This window comes from Pseudolysobacter antarcticus, assembly GCF_004168365.1.
Classification (GTDB): Bacteria; Pseudomonadota; Gammaproteobacteria; order Xanthomonadales; family Rhodanobacteraceae; genus Pseudolysobacter; species Pseudolysobacter antarcticus.
Genome location: NZ_CP035704.1, coordinates 3909316 through 3935923, shown reverse-complemented (window position 1 = coordinate 3935923; position 26608 = coordinate 3909316). Strand labels below are relative to the sequence as shown.

The 26608-nt window shown below is 59.2% G+C and carries 20 protein-coding genes and 1 riboswitch; of the genes, 7 read left to right on the top strand and 13 right to left on the bottom strand.

Going from position 1 to position 26608, the window contains the following annotated elements; all coding sequences use genetic code 11:
- The first annotated feature begins 172 nt into the window (after positions 1-172).
- Positions 173-4564 carry a S8 family serine peptidase gene (locus ELE36_RS16910; RefSeq protein ID WP_129835367.1) on the top strand — a complete coding sequence of 1464 codons (4392 nt, stop codon included), beginning with the start codon at positions 173-175 and terminating at the stop codon, positions 4562-4564.
- A 190-nt stretch (positions 4565-4754) separates the two neighbouring features.
- Positions 4755-4955 carry a hypothetical protein gene (locus tag ELE36_RS16905; protein WP_129835365.1) on the top strand — a complete coding sequence of 67 codons (201 nt, stop codon included), beginning with the start codon at positions 4755-4757 and terminating at the stop codon, positions 4953-4955.
- A gap of 116 nt (positions 4956-5071) precedes the next feature.
- Here the strand turns inward: ELE36_RS16905 and metK are convergent, their stop codons facing one another.
- From metK to dusB, 6 genes are all read right to left on the bottom strand, one after another.
- Positions 5072-6271: a methionine adenosyltransferase gene (gene metK, locus ELE36_RS16900; RefSeq protein ID WP_129835363.1), complete on the bottom strand. Its 1200-nt coding sequence runs from the start codon at positions 6269-6271 to the stop codon at positions 5072-5074.
- A 199-nt stretch (positions 6272-6470) separates the two neighbouring features.
- On the bottom strand, positions 6471-6872 hold the full coding sequence (locus tag ELE36_RS16895; RefSeq protein ID WP_207215803.1) for a c-type cytochrome domain-containing protein: 402 nt from the start codon (positions 6870-6872) through the stop codon (positions 6471-6473).
- Positions 6873-7032: 160 nt separating this feature from the next.
- On the bottom strand, positions 7033-8580 hold the full coding sequence (locus ELE36_RS16890) for a DUF1501 domain-containing protein (protein ID WP_165371665.1): 1548 nt from the start codon (positions 8578-8580) through the stop codon (positions 7033-7035).
- A gap of 10 nt (positions 8581-8590) precedes the next feature.
- The gene (locus ELE36_RS16885; RefSeq protein ID WP_165371664.1) at positions 8591-10357 is read right to left on the bottom strand and encodes a DUF1800 domain-containing protein; all 1767 of its coding nucleotides are present in this window, start codon (positions 10355-10357) and stop codon (positions 8591-8593) included.
- 341 nt (positions 10358-10698) lie between these two features.
- Positions 10699-10983, bottom strand: a complete 285-nt coding sequence (locus ELE36_RS16880) for a cysteine-rich CWC family protein (RefSeq protein ID WP_129835355.1) — start codon at positions 10981-10983, stop codon at positions 10699-10701.
- A gap of 51 nt (positions 10984-11034) precedes the next feature.
- Positions 11035-12012: a tRNA dihydrouridine synthase DusB gene (gene dusB / locus ELE36_RS16875; RefSeq protein ID WP_129835353.1), complete on the bottom strand. Its 978-nt coding sequence runs from the start codon at positions 12010-12012 to the stop codon at positions 11035-11037.
- Positions 12013-12192: 180 nt separating this feature from the next.
- Between dusB and ELE36_RS16870 the strand changes: the two genes are divergently transcribed.
- Positions 12193-13524: an NHL repeat-containing protein gene (locus ELE36_RS16870; RefSeq protein ID WP_207215802.1), complete on the top strand. Its 1332-nt coding sequence runs from the start codon at positions 12193-12195 to the stop codon at positions 13522-13524.
- A gap of 16 nt (positions 13525-13540) precedes the next feature.
- On the opposite strand, the gene ELE36_RS16865 is transcribed toward ELE36_RS16870, so the two are convergent.
- The 7 genes from ELE36_RS16865 to ELE36_RS16835 form a co-directional block, all read right to left on the bottom strand.
- Entirely contained in the window at positions 13541-15409 is a 1869-nt protein-coding gene (locus ELE36_RS16865; RefSeq protein ID WP_129835350.1) for a winged helix-turn-helix domain-containing protein, read from the bottom strand.
- Between the two features lie 249 nt (positions 15410-15658).
- Positions 15659-16627, bottom strand: coding sequence for a ribokinase (locus tag ELE36_RS16860; RefSeq protein ID WP_129835349.1), 969 nt, complete (start codon positions 16625-16627; stop codon positions 15659-15661).
- Positions 16628-16648: 21 nt separating this feature from the next.
- The gene (locus ELE36_RS16855; protein WP_129835347.1) at positions 16649-17923 is read right to left on the bottom strand and encodes a nucleoside permease; all 1275 of its coding nucleotides are present in this window, start codon (positions 17921-17923) and stop codon (positions 16649-16651) included.
- Positions 17924-18198: 275 nt separating this feature from the next.
- Positions 18199-18759, bottom strand: coding sequence for a TMEM165/GDT1 family protein (locus ELE36_RS16850; RefSeq protein WP_129835345.1), 561 nt, complete (start codon positions 18757-18759; stop codon positions 18199-18201).
- A 20-nt stretch (positions 18760-18779) separates the two neighbouring features.
- Positions 18780-18958, bottom strand: a riboswitch (yybP-ykoY riboswitch).
- A gap of 81 nt (positions 18959-19039) precedes the next feature.
- Complete coding sequence (locus ELE36_RS16845) at positions 19040-20287, bottom strand: PDZ domain-containing protein (RefSeq protein ID WP_129835343.1); 1248 nt, start codon at positions 20285-20287, stop codon at positions 19040-19042.
- 9 nt (positions 20288-20296) lie between these two features.
- Positions 20297-20920 (bottom strand): hypothetical protein, encoded by a 624-nt coding sequence (locus ELE36_RS16840; RefSeq protein WP_129835341.1) that lies wholly within the window; start codon positions 20918-20920, stop codon positions 20297-20299.
- On the bottom strand, positions 20890-21474 hold the full coding sequence (locus ELE36_RS16835; protein ID WP_129835339.1) for an RNA polymerase sigma factor: 585 nt from the start codon (positions 21472-21474) through the stop codon (positions 20890-20892). Before ELE36_RS16835 ends, ELE36_RS16840 begins: the two co-directional genes overlap by 31 nt.
- Positions 21475-21746: 272 nt before the next feature.
- Between ELE36_RS16835 and ELE36_RS16830 the strand changes: the two genes are divergently transcribed.
- From ELE36_RS16830 to ELE36_RS16815, 4 genes are all read left to right on the top strand, one after another.
- On the top strand, positions 21747-23018 hold the full coding sequence (locus ELE36_RS16830) for an efflux RND transporter periplasmic adaptor subunit (RefSeq protein ID WP_129835337.1): 1272 nt from the start codon (positions 21747-21749) through the stop codon (positions 23016-23018).
- A gap of 123 nt (positions 23019-23141) precedes the next feature.
- Positions 23142-23867 (top strand): ABC transporter ATP-binding protein, encoded by a 726-nt coding sequence (locus ELE36_RS16825; RefSeq protein WP_129835335.1) that lies wholly within the window; start codon positions 23142-23144, stop codon positions 23865-23867.
- Between the two features lie 14 nt (positions 23868-23881).
- On the top strand, positions 23882-25192 hold the full coding sequence (locus ELE36_RS16820) for an ABC transporter permease (RefSeq protein WP_129835333.1): 1311 nt from the start codon (positions 23882-23884) through the stop codon (positions 25190-25192).
- A gap of 41 nt (positions 25193-25233) precedes the next feature.
- Positions 25234-26454 (top strand): ABC transporter permease, encoded by a 1221-nt coding sequence (locus tag ELE36_RS16815; RefSeq protein WP_129835331.1) that lies wholly within the window; start codon positions 25234-25236, stop codon positions 26452-26454.
- Positions 26455-26608: the final 154 nt, after the last annotated feature.

Here is a 26608-nt window from a genome sequence, read left to right as displayed (position 1 = left end):
TAGCATCACTTAGCGCTTTTTAAGCGTGATCTTGCGCCTGCACGGGGCGGCGCAAGAGACGGCAATTCTTGCCTATGTTCGTGACTGGTTTCGCGCAGGGGCGCGTGATGATCGGAGGCTCGATCAGTCGGCGTCGCGTGTGCTCGTTTGCATTTACGTTTGGGGAAACATCATGTTGAAAAGAAATTTAAGTCACCCGAATAACACGGGTTCTTTGCAGGTTGTGTTGGCGCTGGGATGCCTGATGGCGGCGACGCTGACGCAGGCGACTACCGCCGTTGCGCCAACGATCATGGCGACTCGCGTCGTCGTTCCGGTCGGGGCGTACGCGCCTGTCGAACCGGGCGTGGAATTGTTGCACGACTACGGCACTTTCCTGCTGTATCGCGTTGATGCGGTGCATTTGTCGAAGCTCACGATCGCGAGCAAAAATCAGGCAACGGTGATTGACGACAGCATCGAATTCGATACCGTCAAGGTCGACCCGACGCAGGACGCGGATCCCGCGGTGCCGGCGCAATTCGAGACGCGCAAAACCTCCGGCGCCTCGTTGCAACTGGTGCAGTTTGTCGGCCCGGTCGTCAACGAATGGTTGGCGGCGTTACAGCAGGATGGCGTGCGCATCGTCCAATACATTCCGAACAATGCGTATATCGTGCAAGCCGACGATGCCGCGATCCAACGTATCGCGCAACGAGTGGCGCAAGGCGGCGTGATCCAGTACACCGGCAGTTATTCGCCGTATATGAAACTCAGCCGTCCGCTCGCTGATCGCGTGGCCGCCGGTCTGACCAGTGGCAAGGTTTTCAAGGCAACGGTATCGGTCGTCACTTATCCCGGTAACGCCGACGTCAAGGCGCAGGTATTGCAGTTCGCGCAAGGCTCGGCACTGAGTGCGTGGGCCGACCTTGCCGGCATCGAAGCGGTGCGCATGATGTTGAACGAAACCGACCTCGCGGCGATTGCGCAGTTGCCGGGAGTTTTCGCGATCGAGGAATACGCGGAACGCGCACGCAAGGATGAGCGTCAGGATCAAATCGTCGCTGGCATCCTGAATGCGGGCGGCAGTCAGCCATCGGCACCGGGTTATCTGGACTTCCTCGCGGCGCGCGGCTTCTCGACCAATCCGGCCGATTATCCGATTGTCGATGTATCCGATGATGGTCTTGGTAACGGTTCAGTTACCAATGGTGGTGGCGACGCCACCTTGACGAAAAACGGCGATGGCGTAACCACGCGCTTGGCCTACGTCACGAATTGCGGCACTTCAGCGACGGCGAGTGGCATTGAGGGTCATGGTCACCTGAACACGAATATCGTCGGTGGTTACGACGTGCGTCTCGGCTTCCCCTACAAAGATACTTTGGGTTATTCGCGCGGCCTTGGTCTGAGTCCGTATACCCGCCTCGGACACAGCAAGGTATTCAGCGATGCTGGCCCTTTTGATACCTCGCTTGCAGCATGCGGCAGCGGCACCACGCCTGGCTTGGCCAAGGCGGTGTATGCGCAAGGCGCACGCATTTCCAGCAACTCATGGAGCTCGACTAGTAACGCCTACGACGCCGAAGCGCGTGCTTACGACGTCGCCACGCGCGATGCCGATACCACCACCGCCGGTGAGCAAAGCATGCTGTTTGTGTTCGCCGCTGGTAACGCTGGAAGTGGTGTGTCCACCATCGGCACACCAAGCACGGCGAAAAATATCCTGACCGTCGGCGCCTCGGAAAATTATCGCCCGAGTGATGAAGATGGTTTGTGGACCGACGGTTGCGCAGTCGATAACACCGGGGCGGATAACGCGATGGATGTGATCGCGTTCTCATCACGCGGCCCGGTCAAAGGCACGCGCATCAAGCCCGAAATTATTGCACCCGGCACGCATATTCAAGGTACCGCCAGTCCGAATCCGTTGTACAACGGGCTCGGGGTGTGTGATGCGTATCGTCCGAGCGGACAATACATTTTTGCATCGTCATCAGGCACCAGCCATTCGACCCCGGCCATCGCTGGCACCGCCTCGCTGGTGTATTACTGGCTGCAGAACAAGTTCAGCGATGCACTGCCGAGTCCCGCGATGCTCAAGGCCTACCTGATCGCGCATCCTACCTATCTCACGGGCGTGAGTGCGAACGACAAACTGCCATCGAACGTGCAGGGTTATGGCATGCCGAATTTGTCGGCGGCATTCGATAACACTCCCAAGGTGGTGCAGGATCAAACCACCCCGTTCACTACAGCGGGCGCCACCGCAACGCTTACCGCGCAGGTTGCCGATCCGAGCAAGCCGGTGCGTATCGTCATGGTCTACAGCGATGCACCGAGTGTCGCCGGCACCGGTTCTACCGGCGGCATTCTGATCAACAATCTCGATCTGAAGGCGACCATCGGTGCCAGCAGTTACGTTGGCAATCAGTTCAATGCGACTGGCGGCTTCAGCACGGCCGGCGCCACCGTCACCGATACCAAAAATAATTACGAGGCGATTTTTGTGCCGGCGGGCGCCACTGGTGCCATCTCCGTAACGGTCACAGCGACCACGCTTTCGGGCAAGGCGATCAGTACGGCGGCGACCAACAATCAGGATTTCGCGCTGGTCTGCTACAACTGCACCAGCACCGCGGATTTCAGCCTCAGCAGCAACGTCTACGCGAATCAGGTTTGCGCCGGCACGCCGGCAACGTGGAACCTCAGCCTGGCGGCGCAGCTTGGTTTTTCGAGTTCGGTCAACATGACCACGACGGGTTTGCCGGCGGGTGCGACACCGACATTTACTCCGTTAGCAGTCGTGCCCAGCGGCACGACAACATTGAACGTGAGTACCACGGGTCTTGCTGCTGGTACCTATCCATTCTCGACTACGGGCACCTCGGGGGCGTTGAGCCATAGCGCGCCAATGGCATTGTCGGTTACCACAGCAGCGCCCGTTGCGCCTGCGTTGAGCGCGCCGGCAGCGAATGCGTATGGCCTGGCAACGACCCCGACCTTGAGTTGGGCGGTATCTGCCAATGCGCAAAGTTATCTGCTTGAAGTATCGACCGATCCGGCATTCACCACGACCGCATTCTCGGTCACGCTCAGCACGACCAGTTTCTCGCTGTATCGCCCGCTCGCGCCGAATACGCGGTATTACTGGCGTGTGACCGCGATGGATGTTTGCGGCAGCGGCGTATCCGCCGTGCAGAGTTTTGTCACCAACGCAGCCACGTGTCAGGTGTTCAACAGCACCAATGTGCCGAAGACCATTCCCACCAGAGGCACGATCACCTCCACACTCACCAGCACCTTGACCGGCACGCTCGGCAGCGTAAGTGTGGTCAGCCTGACCGGTACTCACACTTACTTCAGTGATCTTTCGTTTAACCTGATCAATCCCTCGAATACCAACGTCAAGGTGATGGCGCCTTCCTGCGGGTCGACCAGTTCGGCATGGAGTCTCGGTCTGGACGATCAGGCAGCAGGCAATCCGGGTACATGGAATTGCACCCCGGCGCCGATCGGTGGCGGCCTGACTTACAAGCCGAGCAACCCGCTCGCCGGCCTCATCAACAGCCCGGCCAACGGCACGTGGACGTTGAGCGTCAACGACGCCGCAACGCCGGATGGCGGAACCTTGTCGACGTGGGGTTTGAACCTTTGTGTGCAGACCGCACCGAATGTTGCGCTCGCATCCAACGACAGTTTTTCGGTTCATCAGGATGCGTCACTGACGACAGCTGCGCCGGGTGTGTTGGGCAACGATTTACCGACGACTGGCGCAAGCGCAACGATACTTGTCGCGCCCACGCACGGCGCATTGAGCCTGGCAGCAAATGGTGGCTTCAGCTACACACCGACAGCCGGTTATTGCGGTGCGGACAGCTTCACCTATACGGAGACCAGCGGCACCAGCAATTCGACCGCCACAGCGGCGATCGATGTCGTCTGTACGCCCACCGGCGCGGCAGCTGCGATCGAGCTGAATCAAGGCGCGTTGACCAGCACCTTGGTCGGCGGCGCTAGCAGTGTGTTGACGACCGCAAGCGGGCCTTCAGGCCACACGCTCACTGCCGTGTTGAATGCCTCACCAACTCACGGCACGCTCACGCTCAACAGCGATGGTACGTTCAGCTATCTGCACGATGGTTCCAGCACGACCAGCGACAGCTTCAGCTACAACGTCTGCGACACCACGGCGGTGCCAACAGCGTGTTCCGCGCCGGTCACGGTGACGATCAGCATTGATCTGAATCCGCTCGCGGCATGCACTCTGCGTAAACAGGTGGTGGGCGAGGGTGATACGCTGAATCTGGATTTGAGCAGCTTGTTCACCGATCCGGCCAGTGGCACGTTGAGTTACTCCTCAACCGGTTTGCCAGCCACGTTGGTGCTCGATCCAGCTACGCATATCCTGAGCGGAACATTGGCAAGTGGATCGGCCAGTACCACGCCGTACAACGTCGTATTCAGCGCGCAGAATATCCACGGCGGATCGGCAAGCAAACCAGCGACCTTCCTGGTATTGCCGAATGGCGACAAGCTGTTTCGTGATCAATTTGAAGGTAGTGTCGAAATCAGTTGTCCGTGATTTGACGAATCTTGCGACGGTGATGGCCCGTCGTATTTGACAAAACAAGGCCCGCGCAAGCGGGCTTTGTTTTGTCTGGCGCTAAAAGCAAATTCAACATGCATCCATTACTGATGTCATGGTTGCCTTGCGCACGCGTCGACCAACCCCATGTCGAAACCAATCGAGTGCTTAATCAGGAATCATCGCCATGCTGACTTTCATCCTCTGGCTGCTGTTGTTCATTTTCTGCTGGCCGCTGGCGCTGCTCGTCTTGCTCTTGTATCCGCTGATCTGGCTGGTGCTGCTGCCGTTCCGTTTGCTCGGTTTTGCGGTAGAGGGAGTTTTCGAATTTCTGCGCGCGATATTGCTGTTGCCGGCGCGATTGCTGCGTGGCAAGCCTGTCGCTTGATTGGCTAAGAAAAACTCGCAACGTTCGTCGCGATTGATGCATCCGCTGTAAAACGGTTGGCAAAACGCGCAAAAAAAGAGCCGCAATCAGCGGCTCTTTTTGATGACGTAGCTGAATTACTTCAGCTTGGCATCGCTTTTCAGCATCGCGGCCTTGTCGGTCTTTTCCCACGAGAACGCGGTGAATTTTTCGCCATTCGGCAGCGTTACATCGTAAGGGCTGCGGCCGAAGTGGCCATAGCTCGCGGTCTGCTGATACATCGGATGCACGAGGTCGAGCATTTTGATGATACCGTACGGACGCAGGTCGAAGTGCTTGCGGATCAGCTTCTCGATCTTGTCGTCGCTGATCTTGCCGGTGCCAAACGTGGTCACTGAAATCGAGGTTGGTTCGGCGACGCCGATCGCGTAGCTGACCTGGATTTCGCAACGATCGGCCAGACCTGCCGCAACGATATTCTTCGCCACATAGCGCGCCGCATACGCTGCCGAGCGATCGACCTTCGACGGATCTTTGCCCGAGAACGCACCGCCGCCGTGACGTGCCCAGCCGCCGTAGGTATCGACGATGATCTTGCGACCAGTCAGGCCGCAATCGCCAACGGGGCCGCCGATCACGAACTTGCCGGTCGGGTTGATGTGGAACTTGGTGCCTTTGTGGATCCATTTCGCAGGCAGCACCGGCTTGACGATGAGTTCCATCACGCCTTCTTTCAAATCCTTGAGCTTGACCGACGGATCGTGCTGGGTCGACAACACCACGGCGTCGATCGCGACCGCCTTGCCGTCTTCGTAACGCAACGTGACCTGGCTTTTTGCATCCGGGCGCAGCCACGGCAACGGCGATTTTTTCTGCTTGCGGATCTTCGCCTGCTGCTCGACAAGACGATGCGAATAATGGATCGCAGCCGGCATGCCGTCGGCGGTTTCATTGGTTGCATAACCGAACATCAGGCCTTGGTCGCCCGCGCCCTGATCTTCCGGATTCTTGCGATCCACACCTTGATTGATATCCGGCGATTGCTTGCCGATCAGGTTCAGCACGCCGCAGGTTTCGCCGTCGAAACCGACGTCGCTGGAGTTGTAGCCGATGTCGAGAATCACCTTGCGCGTCAGCGCTTCAAGATCCACCCACGCGGATGTAGTCACTTCGCCAGCGACGATCGCCACGCCGGTTTTCACCATCGTTTCGCAGGCGACGCGGGCGCGCTTGTCCTGCGCAAGAATGGCGTCGAGAACGGCGTCGGAAATCTGGTCGGCGACCTTGTCCGGATGACCTTCGGAAACGGATTCGGAGGTGAAGAGATAGCTGCTCATCGTCGCATATATCCTTTGTTTCGGATGGAGAGATAAATAGGGCGCACATGATACACGCCCCGTGACTGATTTGCAGCTTAACAGTTTCGGATTTTCTTCTGCGCGCGATTTCGAGCCCGCCGTGACGCAGACCAGCATCGACAAGAAATGATGCAATCCGGATCAGCTACAGCACGAAAACGCGAATAATCAGTCAGGCTTACTGATCAAAGCCGCGAATATCGAAGCCGTCGCGGAACAGGGTATTGGTCGTTAGTGCCGGCGCACCGCCGGCAATCCAGTCGTAGATCAGCGCCTGTTGTTCGGTGCTTAACGGGCCATCAACCAGCGGCATGCGGTGGCCGACGGCCGGCGTATCGCAATTGATCTTCTGGAACAAAAGACTTTGTTCCGGGTGGTTTGGAACGACGTATTTCAGGCTTGCATCTGCAGCGCTGGGCACGTTGACCAGGTTTGACCAGGAAACGCCATCAGTAAGATCGAGACCGCCTGCCGAGGGTGGCGCGGTATGGCAATCGACACAGCCTTCGGTGCCGCCGTTGGTCAGAAAATTATCGAACAAACCCTGCACCGCCGCACCGTAAGTGATGGAATAAGTCACCGGAACATTTTGAATGCTGGTGCAGCCGCTGGGCGTGACGCTCTGGCTGGCAGAGCGTCCTAGCATCGATGCGCCGAGCGCGCTGGCGACCGCGATAGCCACGATCGCCCATCGCGGCAATGGCGATGTCGCACCTGTTTTTTTCACGAAATCCCGCGACTCAGACGAACCCAAGATTCTTGCTCGTGAAGTTGTGCAGGTTCGGGAAAATGGTGTTGCAGTCGGTCGCCGAAACGCCCATCCATTGCGCCAGCGTGGCGGCGTACTGCTCGACACCGATGCCCGGAATCATCTGCCCGCGCGAGAAGTTGTTCGGCGCCGGGCTGCCGGTGCCGCCAAGCGATTGATTCGGAAATCCGCTGATCGGGCCACCGCCATTCGAATACAGTTTGCCGCCATGCACTGCCCCGCCGAGTACCATCTGCAAGCCGCCCCAGCCGTGGTCGGAACCCGAGCCGTTGGATTGCAACGTGCGCGCGAAATCGGACACGGTAAATGCAGTGACTTCGCTCTGTGCGTTGACGTCGGTCGGGCCGAGCGAGGTATAAAACGCGCCGAGCGCCTGTCCCACCTGCGTCAGCAGCGACGCGTGATTACCGCCGCCGGACATCAAGCCCGAGTGCAGATCGAATCCGCCAAGCTGGACGAAATAGATCTGGCGCGATGCATACCCTTGCATCTTGGACAGCTTGATCATGGTTGCCACGGTCTTGAGCTGCGCAGCCAGCGAGTTGTTGGGCGGGAAAGCGGTCGTCGGCACGTAGGTGTTTGACGCTGGCGGCAGGTTGGGGCCGATGAGGTTGTACAGGCTGCGTCCACGCTGCAGCACTGCGTTGTATTCACCCGAGAAATCATTGGCGTAGGTTTCGCCAATGATCGAGTTGAGCGCCGCATCGCGACCGCTGCTGGTGGCGCCGACGGTGCAAGTTGGATTACACACGCCGCTGAGTGAGGTCAGGCCATTCGATGACATCTGGTATGGCACCGAACCCGAACCCACTTCAAAACGATTTGCGCCGGCCAGCGAGATCGCCAGCGCCAGCTTCGGGTTAGTGGTCAGATTCGCGCCCTGCAGTTGCAGGTTTTCGGCGCACAGCCCACCCCAGCCGACCGCCGAACTGGCGCTGGTATTGCCTTGATGCCACTGGCTGGTTTGATCCGAATGCGAGAACAATTGCGGTGGCCGGTTCGCCGCGCTGCTATTGTAATCGGCCATAACGATCGGCTTGGTCAGTGTGCCGACATTCACTGCAAACGCCAGATGGCCTTGCGTATAAAGCGTGGACAATGGCGTCTGCGTCGAATACGGCGTGGTGAAACTCGGATGCAGAAAGTATTGATTGGTGGCTGAATTTGCATCGTTGCCGTCGATGACTTTCTGCAAGGTAATATTCGGTCCGATCGGTAACGTAAGGCCCAGTCCGCCACTATTTGCCGCCGGATCGTACACGCCACTGCGCGCGGCAGCGTAAACATCGAAGCGCAAGTTGCTGCCGTTGCTGTCGAACGGTACGAGCATGTTCCAGGAATCGTTGCCGCCGTTCAGATACACACACACCAGCGCCTTGTAGCCGGTGAGCGAGCTGGTACTCGCGAGCGCGGTATTCATCATGCGCAGCTGCGGCATGATGGCTGCGGCGCCGCCACTGGCAGCGAGCAAACTTAGTTTGTTGAGAAAGTCGCGGCGGGAATTTCGGGTATGGCTCATGGTGGATTCCTCAGCGCTGCGCGGCATATTCGGGCGATAACATGGTCACGTAGATCAGCGACCAGGCTTTCTCGTTGGCGGTTGCACCGTTCAATCCGAACTGGATCATGTTGGTCAGCGCCGATTGCATCGAGGTGGACATGGTGCCGTAGAGCATGTTGGCATTGATCGTGGCTACCATCAGCGCCGGCGTGGCGACGTTCACGGTCAGCGAAGAAAGATCGATCATCGGCCGCGGTGTACTCGGCAACGGACTGATGCCTACATACGAATTGGCGGTGAAGTTGTAGTAGCTATTGATCGACGAATACAAGGTGGATTCGTTGAGAATCTGCAACTCCGGCGAGTTCAAATTATTGGTCGCAAACACTCCGGGCTGTTGATAGTCGGGCGTGTAAAAATTGAACACGGTCGGCGATTCCAGCGGCCCTTGTCCGTACGCGGTGAGGAAGCCGGTATTGCCAGTCATGCCGATCTCGCCGTAGATATCCGCGGCCGGCGCAGCGGCATTGAATGCGCGCCACATTGCAGTGAGGCGCAATATCGGCTCGCGTAATTTGCCGTAACTGTCGCTTTCGCTGGTGGCGCCGGCTGCCGGCGGATTGCGTGCTTCGCTATCGATGAGAATGGCTTTGAGCACGTCGCCGAGATCGCCGGTGCTGCCGTTGAACACCGTCGCCACGCGCTGGATGTAGGCCGGCGAGGGATTGCTCGTGACAAAACGCTGGATCAGCTGGCTCGAAATAAACGGCGCAACATTCGAATGCGCGGCGATGATGTCGATCTCGGCGCCGAGGTCGACATCGCAATCCTGGCCCGAAGGAATGATCGCGCCGCCGAGCACGGTTTTATCGGTGTGCAAGGTGCCGTCGTCGCCGGTGATGTCGTGTCGCATATTGCCGTTGGAATACGGAAACAATTCCGTGCCCCAGCACTGCATCGGATTATATTGCCCGGCAAACGTCAGGCTGCCGCCGTAAAAATTCGCGCCACTGAAATTTGCGCCGGTGCCGATCGGCGCATCGCTGTAAGTCAGTCCCGTAAACACTTTTGCGGTGTGCGTGATGACCGTTTGATCGTAGGTAGGCACAGTGAGGCCGCCGACCAGCAGCGGCGAATGATCCATGTTGAGCTGGATCAGCCCGACCGAAAACAGCTGCATCACCTCGCGTGCATAGTTTTCATCCGGGCTGGTGGTCGCGCTCGGCTTGAGATTGCGGAATGCGTTGAGATACTTGCCCATGGTCGGGTTGTACGTCACGTCGCTGAGCAAGGTGCGATAGATGCCGAACGCGTCGCTCGCGAGCAAATCGCTGTAAGCAGTCATCGGCACGACATCGCCGCTGATCATGCTGCTCTGGTCGGAGACAACAAAAATCTGGCTCAAGGCGTACGCCATGCGCTGGCGCAATTGATCCGGGGCGTAGGTCGCCTGCCAGAACCAGCGATTCAGGCGCTGCGTCTGGCCGGTGTTCTGGGAGCCGGCGATACGTGCGTTGACGACGGCCTCGACCGTGGGCTCGCCAAGCGTCGCGCGCATGCCGAGTTGCTCCTCGATCCACTCGTTGTAACCGACTGCCATTAGACGCGTGATATCGGTCTGGTTGGGGCCGAACGTTGCCTGGGTCAGGAAGCGCGAAGCTTCAGCCTTGCTCGCCGGCGCATCGGCTGCAATGTCAAAACTGTTGGCGTAAATGTGATCGTGCACGCTGGCTTGCGCCGCCGTTGCCACGAGCGTCAGCAGCAACGCCGCGATGGTCTTGCCTGGAATATTCAAGGGTATAGTCCTCGATGGTGTCTCAAGTTCGTGGCCAACGGCGCGACTCCGACGCCTGGATGAGTTTGCGCGATGATTGATCGTGGTCATGATGGCGCGGCAAACCCCGATGGCCAGCAAGACCGAACCGTCTCGAAAGTATGGGGCGGTCGTACTCGCCGATTTGCTCGGCCAGCATGTGTTTCAAACAAAATTGCCATAGCGCGATCCCGGCATGCGCAACAGTTGCCCCCGTCCCGAGCGTATACCTTCAATTTGAAACGCACAATCGCATTCAAGCATCTTTTGTGCGCCGCACTATCGGGATGAGATGCAACGCACATTCCGGCGCCTCGCTGGAATCAACTCTGCTGCTTGAGCAAGATTCGCAGTTTGGCTAGGCGCAGCGGCGTGGCTTCAAGAATCAGAGCATCGGGATGCTTGCGCAACTGGCGCAGGCAGGTATCGCAAATGCAGGCCATGTCGCGCGCTGCCGCAGGTACACGCTCAAGCGCGCCGGCCGGGATGTATTCATGGAAACACCAGCACCGTCGCACGTCGGCATCGCCATCGCCGCTGGCGAGCACACAGGCATTGATACCGCCGCATAGCGGGCACAACGTCGGATCGATAGTTTCAATCGACATGCAGCGAGAAGCCTTCGCTCGCGTATTCGACGCTCACGAATACCGTCGTGTTCACGCCGCGTCTGCCAGTTCCGGCGACGGGTTGCCGTCGAAATATTCTGTGGTCAGACGCAGTTGTTCCTGTGCGCTCTCGGCGCGATTGACGATCGCGCGAAACGTGCGGTCCCGCGCGTACCAACCGAGGTGTTTGCGCGCGATACGCACGCCGCTTTGCTCGCCGTAATGTCCATACAGCGCGTGCAGATGCGCAAGCAGGATATCGCGAATTTCATCGCGGCCCGGTGCTGCCAGAATCTCACCGGTAGCAAGATAATGCGCAATCTCGCGAAATATCCACGGGCGGCCTTGCGCGGCGCGACCGATCATCACTGCATCGGCGGCGGTGGCATCGAGCACGTAGCGTGCTTTCTGCGGCGTATCGATATCACCGTTGGCGAAAATCGGAATGCGCACCGCCTGCTTGATCGCGGCGATCGTGGCGTATTCGGCCTCGCCGTTATACAGGTCGGCGCGCGTGCGGCCATGCACTGCGAGCGCGGCGATGCCCGAATCTTCCGCGATATGCGCGATGCTCACGCCGTTGCGATTTTCGTGATTCCAGCCGGTGCGAATTTTCAACGTGACCGGCACATTCACCGCACTCACGACTGCGGCCAGAATGCGCGCGACGAGTGCCTCGTTCTGCATCAGCGCGCTGCCCGAATACACGTTGCAGACTTTTTTCGCCGGGCAACCCATGTTGATGTCGATCAGCTGCGCGCCGTGATCGACATTGTGGCGCGCAGCATCCGCCAGCATCGCCGGATCGAAGCCCGCGATCTGCACGCTGATCGGATCGGGTTCACCGCTGTGATCCATGCGCCAGCGGCTTTTGTTGGTGCTCCAGAAACGCGGATCGGCGGTCGTCATCTCGGACACTGCCAAGCCCGCGCCGAGTCGTTTGCACAACTGCCGGAACGGTTTGTCAGTGACGCCGGCCATCGGCGCAAGCACCACGCTGGGCTGGATCAGAAAAGGGCCGATTTGCATGACTACAGTTTAGCGTGATGCCGTGCGCACGTGCATGTCGAGCACAAGCCGCTGAACTTGCGGGGAAATTCAAGATGCTCATGCAATGCTCATGCAGCGCTCAAGTTTCTCGCGGCAGGAATGACTACCTTTCCGATCACACCTTCTTTTCGCCGCGTTGACCAAGGGACAGCCATGACGATGTCACGAGTTTTGATTTCAATTTTTGCGCCGATGATCTTGAGCGCGGCCGCAAACGCCGGCTCCGATCTGGATCCGCTGTGGAATCCACCCGGCGGTTACACCGTCACCCACGTCGGCACCGGCGATGCCATCGTCAACGCGGTGGCGATGGATAGTCTTGGCCGGATGGTAGTCGCGGGATATTCCACACCGAGCGCGGGCGGCAACGCCCAGTTTTCGCTGGTGCGTTATCACGGCGATGATTTTCCGACCTCAATCGGTTACGAAGATCTCACGTTCAACAGCACCGGTATCGCCTATGTGGCGGTCGGCATCGGCAATACGAATGGTTATGCCGTACAGATCGGTACCAACGACAGCATTGTCGTGGCCGGCGATTGCACCACTCCGATGATGCCGCAGAACCATACGTTCTGCCTCGCGCGGTTCACCAGTGGCGGTGCGATTGATACAAGTTTCGGCACATCGGGAAAACTGATCACGCGGGTCGGCCCGGACGATGCTTTCGCCAAGGCGATGACCAAGGATGCTGCCGGCAATTTTCTGGTCGCCGGTTACAGCAGTAGTTACCTTACCGGCAATCCGGTTTTCACCGTGGTGCGTTATTCGCCATCCGGTGTGGCCGACAGCACGTTCGGTTTTGCCGGTTACGCGGGTGTTGCCGAAACCAGCGGTGGCACAGCCCAGGCTGCGGCGATCACGATGGATGGCAACGGGGCGATCGTCGTCGCAGGTTCGATCGCGAGTTTGGCCTATCCGAGCGGCGCGTTCGCGGTCACCCGATTACTCGCCTCCGGTGCGCCTGATCCGAGCTTCAACAGCGGCAATATCGCAGTGGTGGGATTCGCCAATGGCGGCGCGGCAAATGCGGTAGCGGTGGATGCGTCAAATCGCCCGATCCTTGCCGGCTTCGCCTTGCCGACCGGTGCAACCTCTTCGCTCATGACCTTGGCGCGATTCACCAGCGCTGGTGCGCTCGATACGAGTTTCGGCAGCGGCGGTGTCGCCAGCCCGCCACTCAGCGGATGTACCGAAGCGAGCGCCTCGGGCATCAAGCTCGATGCCCTCGGGCGTGCATTTGTCAGCGGCACGTGCAAGAACACGCAGAACGTTCTGGTCCTCGCGCACTACAACGCCAATGGCACGCTGGACACGGCCTTCGCGCCGAACGGTTATGAAACCGAAGTGTTCGGAAATTACGCGAGTGCGTCAGCGCTGGTGCTCGACGGCAAGGGACGTCCGGTAGTGGTTGGGCAGCGCATCGCGAGTGGCGTCAGCGAGTTCGTGATCAATCGCCACGACTATATTTTTTCGCACGGATTCGAATAACGCGTTCGCGCGAAATTCAATGTGCAGAAATCGGCGTTGTTGTCGTGCTCGCGGCGCAGGCACGTGCGCCGACGGCGCGTGCGCTTTCCCAGAACGTGATCCAGCGCGCCAAGGATGGATAAGGCAGTTGCGGTGCTGCCGCGACGGCATTTCGCGCGAGACCGAGATCCTGCCGCAGCAAGTCGATTTCATCGGCGAAATAACTGGTGTCGAGGCCAGCGCTTTCTGCCGCGATCAGCGCGTGTTTGGCCGCTTCCGCATCGCATCGCAGCCATGCCTGACGCGCGCTGACGAGCGCACTCAGGCCGGCGGGTAGCGCTGTGCCGGTCAGCTCCGGCATGGCGTGCGCCAGCGCCCACTTAGGCTGCAAGCGTGTGCGTTGCAACCACAGGCGTACTGCAAATTCAGAATCCTCGTCGATGGCGATATCGGCGCGATCCCAACTCGCGTCGCCTTGATCGTTGAGTTCGCGCCGATATTGCGAATAACCGATCACTACTTCGGCATCGGCAACGAGCAAATTGAGTTTGTGTTCGGTACCGATACGCCGTGCCTGTTCGGCATCGTGTTGCATCTCTTGCCAATGTTGCTGAGCGCCAGCGGCGATGGCGGCATATAACCATGAGTTACTTATCGCACCGATCAAGGTTTCCTGTTCGGCATGTTGCGCGGTGGCCTCGAAAGCGATTTGTGCTTCTTGCCAATGTCCTTGCGCCAGCGCGATCCGCCCACGCACGTATTCCGCCAGCACGGGCGCGCGGTGTATCAGTTGTGGCAATTCGGCTTGCATCTTCTCGGCGTCGCCGAGCGAGGCACGGTCACTCATCACGAACATGGCATAGCGTGGCGAGAGTCTGGCGACCGGAATCAGCCGCAAATCGGCCAGCGCCGTGTCGAAGCGGAACAAGCGCAGCGAGACATGAGCACGTGCCAAGTGCAAGCGCCACGCCGACGGCTGCAGCTTGAGCGCTGCGCTCAGAAGCTCGTTTTCGACACCGGCCGTATCGCCCGCCGAACTCACCCAGCGCGACAACAGTTGCACGTAGGCCGGTGCATCCTGCGGGAGCCGCTCTTTCAACATCTGCCGCCAGTGTTGAAGTTCCTCCTTGTTGCCACTCAGCCACAGCGTCATGAAAAACGCAGGCGCAGCGCTATGTGGTTCACTGTCTGCCATGCTCTGCAGCAACTGTCGCGCTGACGTGCGATCGCCTTCGTCGTCCCGGGTCAAAGAGGTTGCGAGGGTTTTTGTACCTTGCGCACTGATCGGGCCGAAAACTTTTACATCGATGGCGTAGCCGTCCAGATCCAGATTCGGTGTGGCGAAAAATTGCATGGCGATAATCAATGCGAGCACTGCCAGCGCACCGGCAAGAATCAGTTGTGGCCGGGAAAGCAATGATTTTTTCGCCGTGGGCGCCAGATCATCGGGCAATGCCTCTGCCATTGGTGACGCGGGCGGCGCAAGCTCGGTGGCTGCATTCGTGGGCGAGATATCGACGAAATGCAGATCATCGGTTACCGCGCTCAACGGTTTGAGCGACACGGTTTCGATCGGCAATTCGATGCGAAAACCACGACCACGTACGGTGGCGATCGCACGACCTTCGCTCGCCAGTGCCTGGCGAACCTTCAATACAATTTGCGCGAGCGCTTCATCGCTGCCGCTGCCGCCGCCGGGCCAGAGCAAATCGAATGCGTCGTTGCGCGTGAGCAACGCACCGCGCGCCCGACACAATCCGAGCAGAAACTTGTAGGCCATCGGTGATAACGCAACTTCATTGCCAGCCACGAGCAAGCGCTCGGAAGCCAGCAGCAATTCGGCTTGACCGAAGCGATAGCCGGCAATGTGTTCGTGCGGAATCGGAAACTGAATCAGTGTAGACATGCGTGAATCAAACCATACACGGGTTCGAACCCGAAAGCGTTTTTGTCGCTTGCTGCGAATTGGCCGACGCGTAGCTCGGCGACCCTCTGCAGCAAACACGGCGAAACATCCACCGTGGATTATCGCATCGGGAAATGATTGTTCGGTGAAATTGGCCGTGATGGTGAATTACGAATGCGACCGATCAGGGTGCATTTTTCGGGTAGAGAAACCCATTGAACTCAAGCTCGGCGGCGCAGGAAAAAAATCCTATTCGCCAAAACGCGCGATTACCGCAGCATAGTTCGGCATCGCGGGCGCGGCGCCGACGATTTCGGTAGACAGCGCGGCGACACGATTGGCATGTCGTATCGCATCGCGAAATGGACGCTCGCGAAAAAGCACGAGTGCCGCGACCAGCGCGCCGCTGAACGCATCACCTGCACCGGTGGTATCGATCGCGTGTACCGATTCCGGCGCGATGCGATAACAAGCATCGCTGTCGCCGCGTTGGTTTTCGCCATGCGAAACAAAACTGCCGTGTGCGCCCAGCGTGATCACGACGGTGGCGATACCGAGCTGGCGCGCGAGCGCGTGCAGCGTGGCATCGTTTTGTTGGGCGAGGTTTGCCGGATCGATCTTGGTATTGCCGAAGCGTTGCAGCAGCAGGGCGAATTCGGTTTCGTTCGGCGTGATGATATCGGCGCGACGCAGCAGCGCGAGATCCAGATCGGCATGCACTGGCGCCGGATTCCACACGCGCAGCAAACCGTGCTGTGTACAGAGATCGAGCGCCGCAGCGAGCGCGTCAAGATTGTTTTCCATCTGCAACAAAAGCACGCGTGCGCTGGCGAATATGTCGGCCTGCGCGCGCACAAAATCCGCATCGAGATGTTCGTTCGCGCCAAGGCTGATCGCGATCTGGTTTTCACCGCGCGCATTCACCGTGATGCCGGCGGCGGCGGTTGGTTGATCGTTGCGAATCTGCCAGCGACACGGCAGGTTTTCATTCTTGGCGATGTGTTGCGCGATGCCGCCGAGCGCATCGTTGCCGATCGCTCCGATGAAAGTTACTGCCGCGCCTTGTCGCGTGCAAGCGATGGCCTGGTTAAAACCCTTGCCGCCCGGGCCGGTGTTGAAACCGTGCGCGCGCAAGGTTTCGCCGACCTGCGGAAAACGTTCGACCAACCAGGTTTGATCCTGCACATAACTGCCGACCACGATGACTTGCGCGGGCATCTCCACAGCTGCGCGCAACGCTCAGGCGCCGAGACGATTGTCGGCATGCAAGCTGCGCATCGCCGCTGGATCATGCCGATGTTTGAACAGCGGCACGAACAATACCGCCATCACCAGCGCGTAGATCGCAAACGTCAGCCAGATGCCGTGCCAGTCCTTGCTCTGATCGGCGAGGGTGAAATAGCGATCGATGATGATGCCGCTGAGCGAACTGCCGAGCACTGCGCCGATGCCGTTGGTCATCACCATGAACAGACCTTGCGCACTCGCGCGGATTTTTGGATCGCTCTGGGTTTCAACAAACAGCGAACCGGAGATGTTGAAAAAATCGAAGGCCATGCCGTACACGATGCACGACAGCACGATCATCCACAGTCCGCCGCCCGGGTTGCCGTAAGCGAGCAGGCCGAAGCGCAGGAACCACGCGAGCATGCTGATCACCATCACCGTCTTGATGCCGAAACGGCGCAGGAAAAACGGAATCGCGAGAATGAACAGCGTTTCGGATATCTGCGAAATCGACATGATGATCGCCGGGTAACGCACCGCGATCGTGCCTTGATATTGCGGCTGCGTGGCGAAGTCGTGCAGGAACGTATCGCCGTAGGCATTGGTCAATTGCAGCGCTGCGCCGAGCAGCATGGCGAAGAAAAAGAACACCGCCATGTTCGGATTTTTCAATAGCGTGAACGAGGTCAAGCCAAGCCGGTCGATCAGCAGGCGGCTTTGCGTTTTGCCGAGTTTCGGTGGACATTTCGGCAAGGTGAAGGCGTATAACCCGAGCAGCAATGAGGCGGCGGAGGCGACGTAGAACTGAGCGGCCGAAGTTTCGAGGTGCAGCAAACTTACCGTCCACAACGCGACGATAAAACCGATCGTGCCCCACACGCGGATTGGCGGATAATCGCGCACGACGTCGCGGCCATCATCTTTGAGTGCGTTGTACGCCACCGAAATCGCGAGCGCGATGGTCGGCATGTAGAAGATCATGTTCAGCAGCATGATCCAGAACATCGTGGTCGGACTTTCCGCCATCGGCAGCGTGAACAGGACGATCGCGCCGCCGATGTGCAGCAGGCCATACAGCTTCTCGGCGCTGATCCACTTGTCGGCGATGATGCCGGTGATCGACGGCATGAACAGCGAGGCGATGCCCATCGTCGAGAAGATTGCGCCAAACGACGTGCCCGACCAATGCCGGTTCTGGAACCAGTACGCGCCGATCGTCAGCAGCCACGATCCCCACACGAAAAACTGCAGGAAGTTCATCAGAATCAGACGCAGTTTGATGCTCATGCGGCGGCTCCGCGTGTTGTTCTGATCGGCATGTTTCCGAGAATATCCTGCACGCGATTTACTCCCCCACACGGCGCTGCCGCGTTGCTTGCGATGAAACCGAAAACTCCGGATCGGGCCCGCCGGTGAATGGACGATGGCCCGATCCGCGATGATCGGAAGACTGGTGTTATCACCGCAGCGTAGTCGATGCCGACGCGCACGCGCAAGGCGCATAGCCGCATAGCAGCCGATGAAGAAATGCCGCTATGGCGTGCCGACCGGCGGAGCTTCGATCAGCCGCTGAAGGCAATCCACAAACCGAGGCCGGCGTAGAGCAATGCGGTGACGATGCGCGCCGCACGCAATGGAATTTTTTCCGCGAACCGTGCGCCGAGCAAAACCACCGGCACGTTGGCCGCGAGCATGCCGAGCGTTGAGCCGACCACGACTTGCCACAGTGGGTGATATTCGGCGGCCAGCACGATCGTCGCGATCTGCGTCTTGTCGCCCATTTCGGCGATGAAAAAACTGATCACAGTGGCGATGAAAACGCTGTGCCCGGTGCCGCGCGCGGCGTCTTTCTCATCGATCTTGTCCGGCACCAGCGTCCACGCGGCGACCGACAGGAATGAAATTGCGGTGATCCAGCGCACCACTTGCGGCGTGAGCCATTGCGCGACCAGAGTGCCGAGCGCACCGGCCAGCGCGTGGTTGCACAAGGTAGCGATCAGGATGCCGGCGATGATCGGCCACGGTCGACGATATTTTGCGGCGAGGATCAACGAAAGCAATTGCGTCTTGTCGCCCATTTCGGCGAGGGCGACGGCAAGGGCGGAAACAACGAGGGCTTGCATGGCAACTCCGGCGGGCTGGGGCAGTGCGGACACGATGATTCCCATGCCACCGCCCCGGCCCGGGTACGTCGCATGTGAACCAAAGGTCTTGCCCGACAGAGTACTGTCGCCGGCACCATGGCGTGTTCGCCAAGTATGTTGATGCGGGCTGCGCTTGGCGATATTCAGCGGCCGCGCGGGGCTACTCCCCAATGGAGTGCGCGCAGTTTAGCACGGCCCGCGCGTCGGCCAATAACGTGTGTCGCGCCAGCAATTCAGCCGATGAATGCTGGCGTTTTGTTCAGGACAGAATCCATCCCGTATGCGCCGGTGGTGTTGGCGGAGTCGGCGGGGTAGGCGGAGTTGGAGGCGTGGGAGGCGTCGGCGGGGTGGGTGGAGTTGGAGGCGTCGGTGGCGTGAATTCGGGATTGAACATGCCGCCGAATTCGGGCGTCTGCATGCTCAGGGTCTGCGGTTTGTGCTGGCGCAAGACACGTACCTCGATCTGTTTGCCGCTTGGCTGGTCGCGCAGCAGGCGCATCACGTCTTCGGGCCGTTCGACCGATTTTCCGCCAAGCGCGAGCAGCACATCGCCGGCCTTCAGCGGTTCGAGTTTTTTGTCCGCGGATACGATCAGCACACCCTTGTCGCTGCCGAAATAACTGCCGAGATCCGGACTCAGACTCGTGAGGTTCAAACCCCACAGCGGTGAGGAAAAATGCATCGACGTGGCGTGCGCGATATCGGCGCTGCGGCGCGTGTATTCCGTGCTGCGGCGTGCGTAGTCGGCACCGACGCGATTTGCCTCGGCGATTGCGCGTTGCGACTCGGCCATCGCGCGATCGATATCCACCTGGATATTCAGATCGAAATCCTTCGGCAGTTTCGGCGTTTCGCCGCGCAGCGCGGCATCGGCCATCACCCGCGCCCAGTCTTTTGCCTCGCGTCGTTCCGCAACGACCGTTACCTCGGATTTTTTACCATCGCGCAGCAGGCTGAGTTTGCTGCTCGTACCGACTTTCAGATTGGCCAGCGCGGCCCGCGTGCGCTCAAGATTTTTTTCGCTGCGATCGCCGTCGCTGGAAAGCGCCTTGCCGTCGATTGTGGTAATCACGTCGCCGGCCTTGATTCCGGCGTGTTCGGCCGGGCCGCCGGGCGTGACCGCGCTGATACGTGCGCCTTGTTTGTCGGTATCGATCACCACGCCGATCACGGCGCGATCCGGATCACCGATATAACGATAGGCGTAAGCGCGTGGCCCGACATCGCCGGCCTTGAGCGACAGTTCCGCCATGCGTCGCGACAGATCGCGCATCTGCTCGCGCACCTGTTCGAGCTCGCGCTGCGCCTGCGTGCGATCGGTCGCAGCGCTGTCAGCGTCAGAGGTTTTTGCTGCTGGTGTTGCAGTGGTCGCGGGTGCTGCTGCGGTTGTCGGTGTTGCCGCTGCGGCAATACGTGCATTGGTCGCTTGCGCCATCGCAGCGCCCGGCACTGCAAGCGCGCCAGCACAAAGTGTAATTATATAAAAAGATAAAAATGCAGGTTTCATGATGTTTCCTCAGTTGATCCAGGTTGTTGGCGAGGCAGGAACCGTTTCGCCGGAAATACCATTCGCCGCCAGGCTCGCGCCGGTGTAGCGCAGCGCCGCCAGGTCTTGCAGCAAGGCGATGCGCTGGCGCCACAGCGGCAGTGCATCGGTTTGTTTATCACTCGCGGCGAGTTGCACATCGACCAGTCCGATCATGTCCTCGATCTCGCTGCTCGCAAGCAGATCGCGTGCGCTCGAATTGCTGTTGCGCGCCGCGCTCAGCCAGCCTTCCAGCACTTGCGATTGCTGACGCAGCGCATTGATCTGCGGCATTGCATCGACACCTTTTGGATCTGCTGGCAGCACGTTCAGTGCGACATCGCTGTGCATCGCGCTGGTAGCTTGCGGTGTATTAACCGCACGCCAAAAAAACGGTAATGCCAATAGCGCGATGCTCGCCGCGAGCGCCGCTGGCAGCGCATACGACCACCGCGTGCGTAGCGGTTTTTGCCGGTGCAACAGGCTCGCTTCAAGCGCCGGCCAGAGACTGGTTTCCGGTTGCACCTGGGCGAGGCCGCGCAGAGCGCTGGCGAGGGTTTTTGCTGCGGTGGAATCCGGCGTGTTCATGCCATGCTCGTGCGGTAGGTCGGACATCTGTCTAGCTCCGTTTCGGTCGTCAGCAGGCTGCGCAGTTTTGCGGTACCGCGTGCGACCTGCGATTTGGAAAAACTCACGGTCTTGCCAAGCATGTCGGCAATTTCCGGATGGGTATAACCCTCGACGTGATACAGCCAGATCACGCTGCGCGTTTGCGTCGGCAATTCGCCGAGGCTCCACTCCAGCGCACCCGCATCGGCGAGCACCCACGGAGCGGCGCTTTCGTCGGCGATATCGGTCAGTTCGTTGTCATGGCCCACATCGTTGCGCCGCTGACGCAAGCGCATCAAGGTTTCGTTCAATGCGATCTGCCGCAGCCAGCCCCAGAACGGCGCTTCGCCACGAAATTGTGCGATCCGCTGGAACGCCTTGAGCATCGTGTCGTGCAATACCTCGCGTGCATGTTCGGGATCGCCGAGCATGCGCAATGCCAAGGTATACGCGGGCCGCTCGAACAATCGATACAACTGCTCGAACGCGCGCATGTCGCCCTGGCCGGCACGTTGCAGCAAGCTGTTCGGGACATCAATCTGGAAAGGAGAGCCGGTCATGTTCGATAAAGATGCGCTTGCATGCGCAATGGTCGCAAGCGATTTGGAAATTGGCGCGCGCATCGCGTGATGCGGGCCGGACGACGCGGCCGGACGATTGTCCGCGTGCTTGTCCGAGGGCTGTCCGTCCGCCCGAACGGACTGCGGCCACGCCATCGCATAGCCGCATAAACAACTGATCCAGTTTGGTTTTTATCAACGAATAACACTTGGCATGTGAGTTGCTACGGAGCAACCCATCCACCTTTATCCCGACTGACGAGAGCCCGACGATGATCCGAGATACCGCCGCACAAGACCGCCGCATCGAAGCAACCGCGCCGTCGAACAAGCGCTGGTTGATGCTCGGTGCGGGTGGCGTGGCGGTGCTGTTGCTGCTGATCTGGGTGACGCCATCGCTGCTGCGCATGCTCTCGATCAACAGCTCGGTCAATCTGGGCCGGCTGCATGTCGCCGAGGTCAAGCGCGGCAATCTGGTGCGCGATGTTTCCGTGCAGGGGCGTGTGGTCGCGGCGGTCAGTCCAACCTTGTACACGCCCGCGGCCGGCACGGTCACACTCGCGATTAACGCCGGCGACAAGGTGCAGAAAGATCAGGTGCTGGCCGAAGTATTCAGCCCGGAACTCAACAACAAACTCGATCAGGAACGCTCGACCGTGCAAAGTCTGGACATCGACGTGCAGCGCAGTCGTATCGACAGTCGCAAGCAGCAATTGAACACGCAGAAACTGCTCGACCAAGCCGAGATCGATCGGGTCGGCGCCGAGCGCGAAGTGCAACGCAATCAGCAGTCGTTCGAGAAAGGCGCGACGTCCGAACTTGCGGTGCTGCGCGCGAAAGATGTGCTGGCCAAGGCTGAGCTCGAAGTCGCGAATGCGCGCAAGGATGTCGGCCTGGTGCACGAGAGTCTGGACTTCGATCTGCGCACCAAGGGTTTTGCGCTGACGAAACAAAAACTGCTGGTGACCGATCTCGAACGCCAGGTCGATGCGCTGAAAATCCGCTCGCCGGTAAGTGGCCAGGTCGGCACTTTGCTGGTCGCGCAGAAAGCCAACGTCGCGGCGAATGCGCCGTTGCTTAGCGTGGTCGATCTGACTGCGTTCGAAGTCGAAGTGTTGGTACCGGAAACCTACGCTCACGATCTCGGCGTTGGCATGAATGCGGAGATCAGCATCGGCGCCGGCACGGCCAAGGGCGAGGTCAGCGCGATCTCGCCGGAAGTGGTGAACGGACAGGTCACCGGGCGCGTGCGTTTTTCCGACAAGGTGCCGGAAGGCTTGCGCCAGAACCAGCGCTTGAGCACGCGCATCCTGCTCGATGAACACCCGAACGTGCTGATGGTCGAGCGCGGTTCGTTCGTCGATACCGGCGGCGGACGGTTTGCGTATGTGGTCAAGGACGGCATCGCGGAAAAACGCAAGATCCAGATCGGCGCCGCCGGATTGGACTCGGTGGAAATCGTCTCTGGTGTGGCGGCGGGCGAACGTATCGTGGTGTCGGGCAGCGATGCCTTCAACGATGCCGCGCAGGTAATCGTGCATTGAATAGTCAAGGTTTTGCCGCGTGCAGTTGATGGCCGCGGCGACTCAGGAAAATCAGTCGGCGAACTGCATGTCCAAAAACAGCAAGTCCAACTCATATCGCGCCGAAGCGCAGAGGAAATGATCATGTTGAAGATGACCCGTCTCGAAAAAGTTTATCGCACCCATCTGATCGAAACGCATGCGCTGCGCAGCATCGATATCCATGTGCGCGAAGGTGAATTCGTCGCCGTGACCGGGCCGTCCGGTTCGGGCAAGACCACGTTCCTGAATATCGCCGGCCTGCTCGAAACGCTCACCGGCGGGCAATACATGCTCGATGGCGTGGATGCGAGCAAGCTCGACGATAACGCGCGTTCGCGACTGCGCAACGAGAAGATCGGCTTCATCTTCCAGAGCTTCAATCTGATTCCCGATCTGAACATTTTCGACAACATCGATGTGCCGCTGCGTTATCGGCGCATGAGTGCAGCGGAGCGCAAGGGTCGCATCGATGGCGCGCTGGCGCGGGTCGGTCTGGCGTCGCGCATGAAACATTATCCGTCCGAACTTTCCGGCGGGCAGCAGCAACGTGTCGCGATCGCGCGCGCGCTCGCCGGCAGTCCGCGCCTGTTGCTGGCCGATGAACCGACCGGCAATCTGGATTCGCTAATGGCGCGTGGTGTGATGGAGCTGCTCGAGGAAATCAATCGCCAAGGCACCACCATCATCATGGTTACGCACGACCCCGAACTCGCCGCACGCGCGCAACGCAACATCCACATCATGGATGGTCAGGTTACTGATCTGGACGAGCAGCCGCGGCTGCGCGCATCCACGCCGCTGCAAGACAAGAACACCCACGTCGCCTGATCGGGAGTACGGCCATGTTCAGTTATTATTTTTCGCTTGCGGTGCGCAGTCTCAAGCGCAATCCGGTCATCACCGCGCTGATGGTGGCGGCGATCGCACTCGGCATTGGTGCCACGATGACCGTGTTCACGGTTTTCCATGTGATGTCCGGTGATCCGATTCCCTCGAAGTCGAGCCGCTTGTTCGTGCCGCAGATCGACAATTGGGGTCCGAAAAGCCATCGCGACGGTGACAACGAGCCAGCCGATCAATTGACCTACACCGACGCGACCGCGCTGATGCGTGCGCATCAAGGTGTGCGGCAAGCGGCGATGTACGCAGCAGGTTTTTCGCTGACGCCGGAGAACAAGGATATCAAGCCGTTTTTTGTCGAAGCGCGCGCAACCTACGGTGATTTTTTCCCGATGTTCGAGACCCCGTTTTTATTCGGCCAGGGTTGGAGCAGTACCGAGGACGAAGCCAAGGCGGCGGTGGTGGTACTCAGCAAAAAAACCAACGACAAACTGTTTGCCGGAATCAATAGCGTCGGCAAAAGCATCAACCTGGATGGTCGCGATTATCGTGTGATCGGTGTGCTGGATACGTGGGAACCCGCGCCCCGCTTTTATGACGTCACCGGCAAAACGTTCGGCGACACCGAAGAAGTGTTCATTCCGTTCACGCATGCGATCGATCAGCAGATCGGTTCGCACGGCAACAACAGCTGCAACGATGATCCGAAAGCCGGCTGGGAAAATTATCTCGTATCGGAATGCGTGTGGATCCAGTTCTGGATCGAGCTGCCGAGTGCCGCGGATGCCGCGCGCTACAGCGCATGGCTGGACAACTACGCGCGTGAACAGCAGCGTCTGGGACGTTTCACGTGGCAGCCGAACAACCGCGTGCGCGATGTGCAGGCGTGGATGGTGGCGGAAAAAGTCGTGCCGAACGATGCCAAGGTTTCAGTGCTGCTGGCCTTCAGTTTTCTGCTGGTGTGCCTGATCAATACGATCGGTTTGATGCTGGCGAAATTTCTTGGCCGCTCTGGTGAAATTGGTCTGCGGCGCGCGCTTGGCGCGAACAAGGCGGCGTTATTTGCGCAATGCATCGTTGAATCGGGGGTGGTCGGTCTGGCTGGCGGTTTGATCGGTGTCGCGCTGACGGCGCTCGGACTCGTGGGCATTCGTGGCATTTTTCCGGAAGACATTGCGCACCTGGCGCATTTGAACGTCGCCCTGATACTCCTGACGGTGGCATTGGCGGTGGTAGCGACGGTGTTGGCGGGGTTGTATCCAACGTTTCGGGCGATGCAGGTGCAACCGGCGTGGCAACTTAAATCGAACTAGGTCTTGCCTGTGTTTATTCAGCAATCCATGAGGAGTCAGTAATGGAAATCGGGCCCATTTTTTCCGCGCTCAGGCGCAACAAAGTCGGTGCATTGTTGATTGCGTTACAGGTGGCGTTGACCCTGGCAATCATCTGCAACGCACTGTTCATCATCAACGAACGGCTGGCATTCATCGCACGTCCGAGCGGCATCGACGAAGGCAACATTTTCGTGATCAAGAATCTCTGGGTTGGTCGCGGTACGGACGCGGAAAACACGTCCTTGCTGCAAACCGATCTGCAGACCTTGCGCGATCTGCCAGGTGTCGCTGATGTGTACTCCACGAATACCGTGCCGCTGACCAATGGCGGCTGGAGCGATGGTGTCCGCCTTACCGCGGATCAGGAACATTCCACCACCCAGACCGCGAACTATTTTGTCGACGAACACGCGCTCAACACCATGGATATCAAACTCATCGCAGGACGCAACTTCAAACCCGAAGAGATCACCGATCGGGCCGAGCGCGATTCCGGCCTGCCGGACAGCATGATCGTTACGCAGGAGTTTGCGCAAAAGATGTTCCCGACCGAGTCTGCGCTCGGCAAGGTGGTGTATATGGAAGGCAAAAAGCCGACCACCATCATCGGTATCATCGACAACCTGCAAGTTCCTTGGGTCGGCAGTTGGGTAAAAACCTGGGGCTACACATCGGCATTGATCCCGCAGCGCATGATTCGGCAGAATTCGGCCTATGTCGTCCGCGCCAAACCCGGTCAGCTCGAATCGACCATGAAAGCGGCCGAGGCCAAACTGTTCGCGATCAATCCGCTGCGTGTGATCGGCTCGGTGCGCACGTTCAGCGAGATTCGCGCCAAGGCATATCGTGGTGATCGCGCGATGGCGATACTGCTCAGTATCGTCTGCGGCGCCTTGCTGATCATCACCGCGCTCGGCATCGTCGGCTTGGCGAGTTTCTGGGTCACGCAACGCCGCAAGCAGATCGGCACACGCCGCGCGCTCGGTGCGACGCGATTGAACATCGTGAGTTATTTCCTCACCGAAAACTTGCTGATTTCGCTGGCCGGCGTCGTGTTGGGTATCGTGCTCGCGGTGAGCCTGAACCTGTGGCTCGTGAACAATTTCGAGCTCACGCGATTGACGTGGTGGTATCTGCCGATGGGCGCGGTGATGATCCTGCTGCTCGGCCAAGCGGCGGTACTGCCGCCCGCGCGCCGTGCCGCCAGCGTGCCGCCTGCAGTGGCGACACGCAGCGCTTGAGATCGGAATATTTCTGCGCTGAATAATCGCTTTGTCGCATAATGACGCGGCTCCTTTCGCTGGATCGATCGGAGTCGCGTTTTTCGTTCCGGTGAAAACCGGATTGTTTTTCTTGCAACCCTTTCACGCCACGCCGCATCCAAGCGGTCATGCG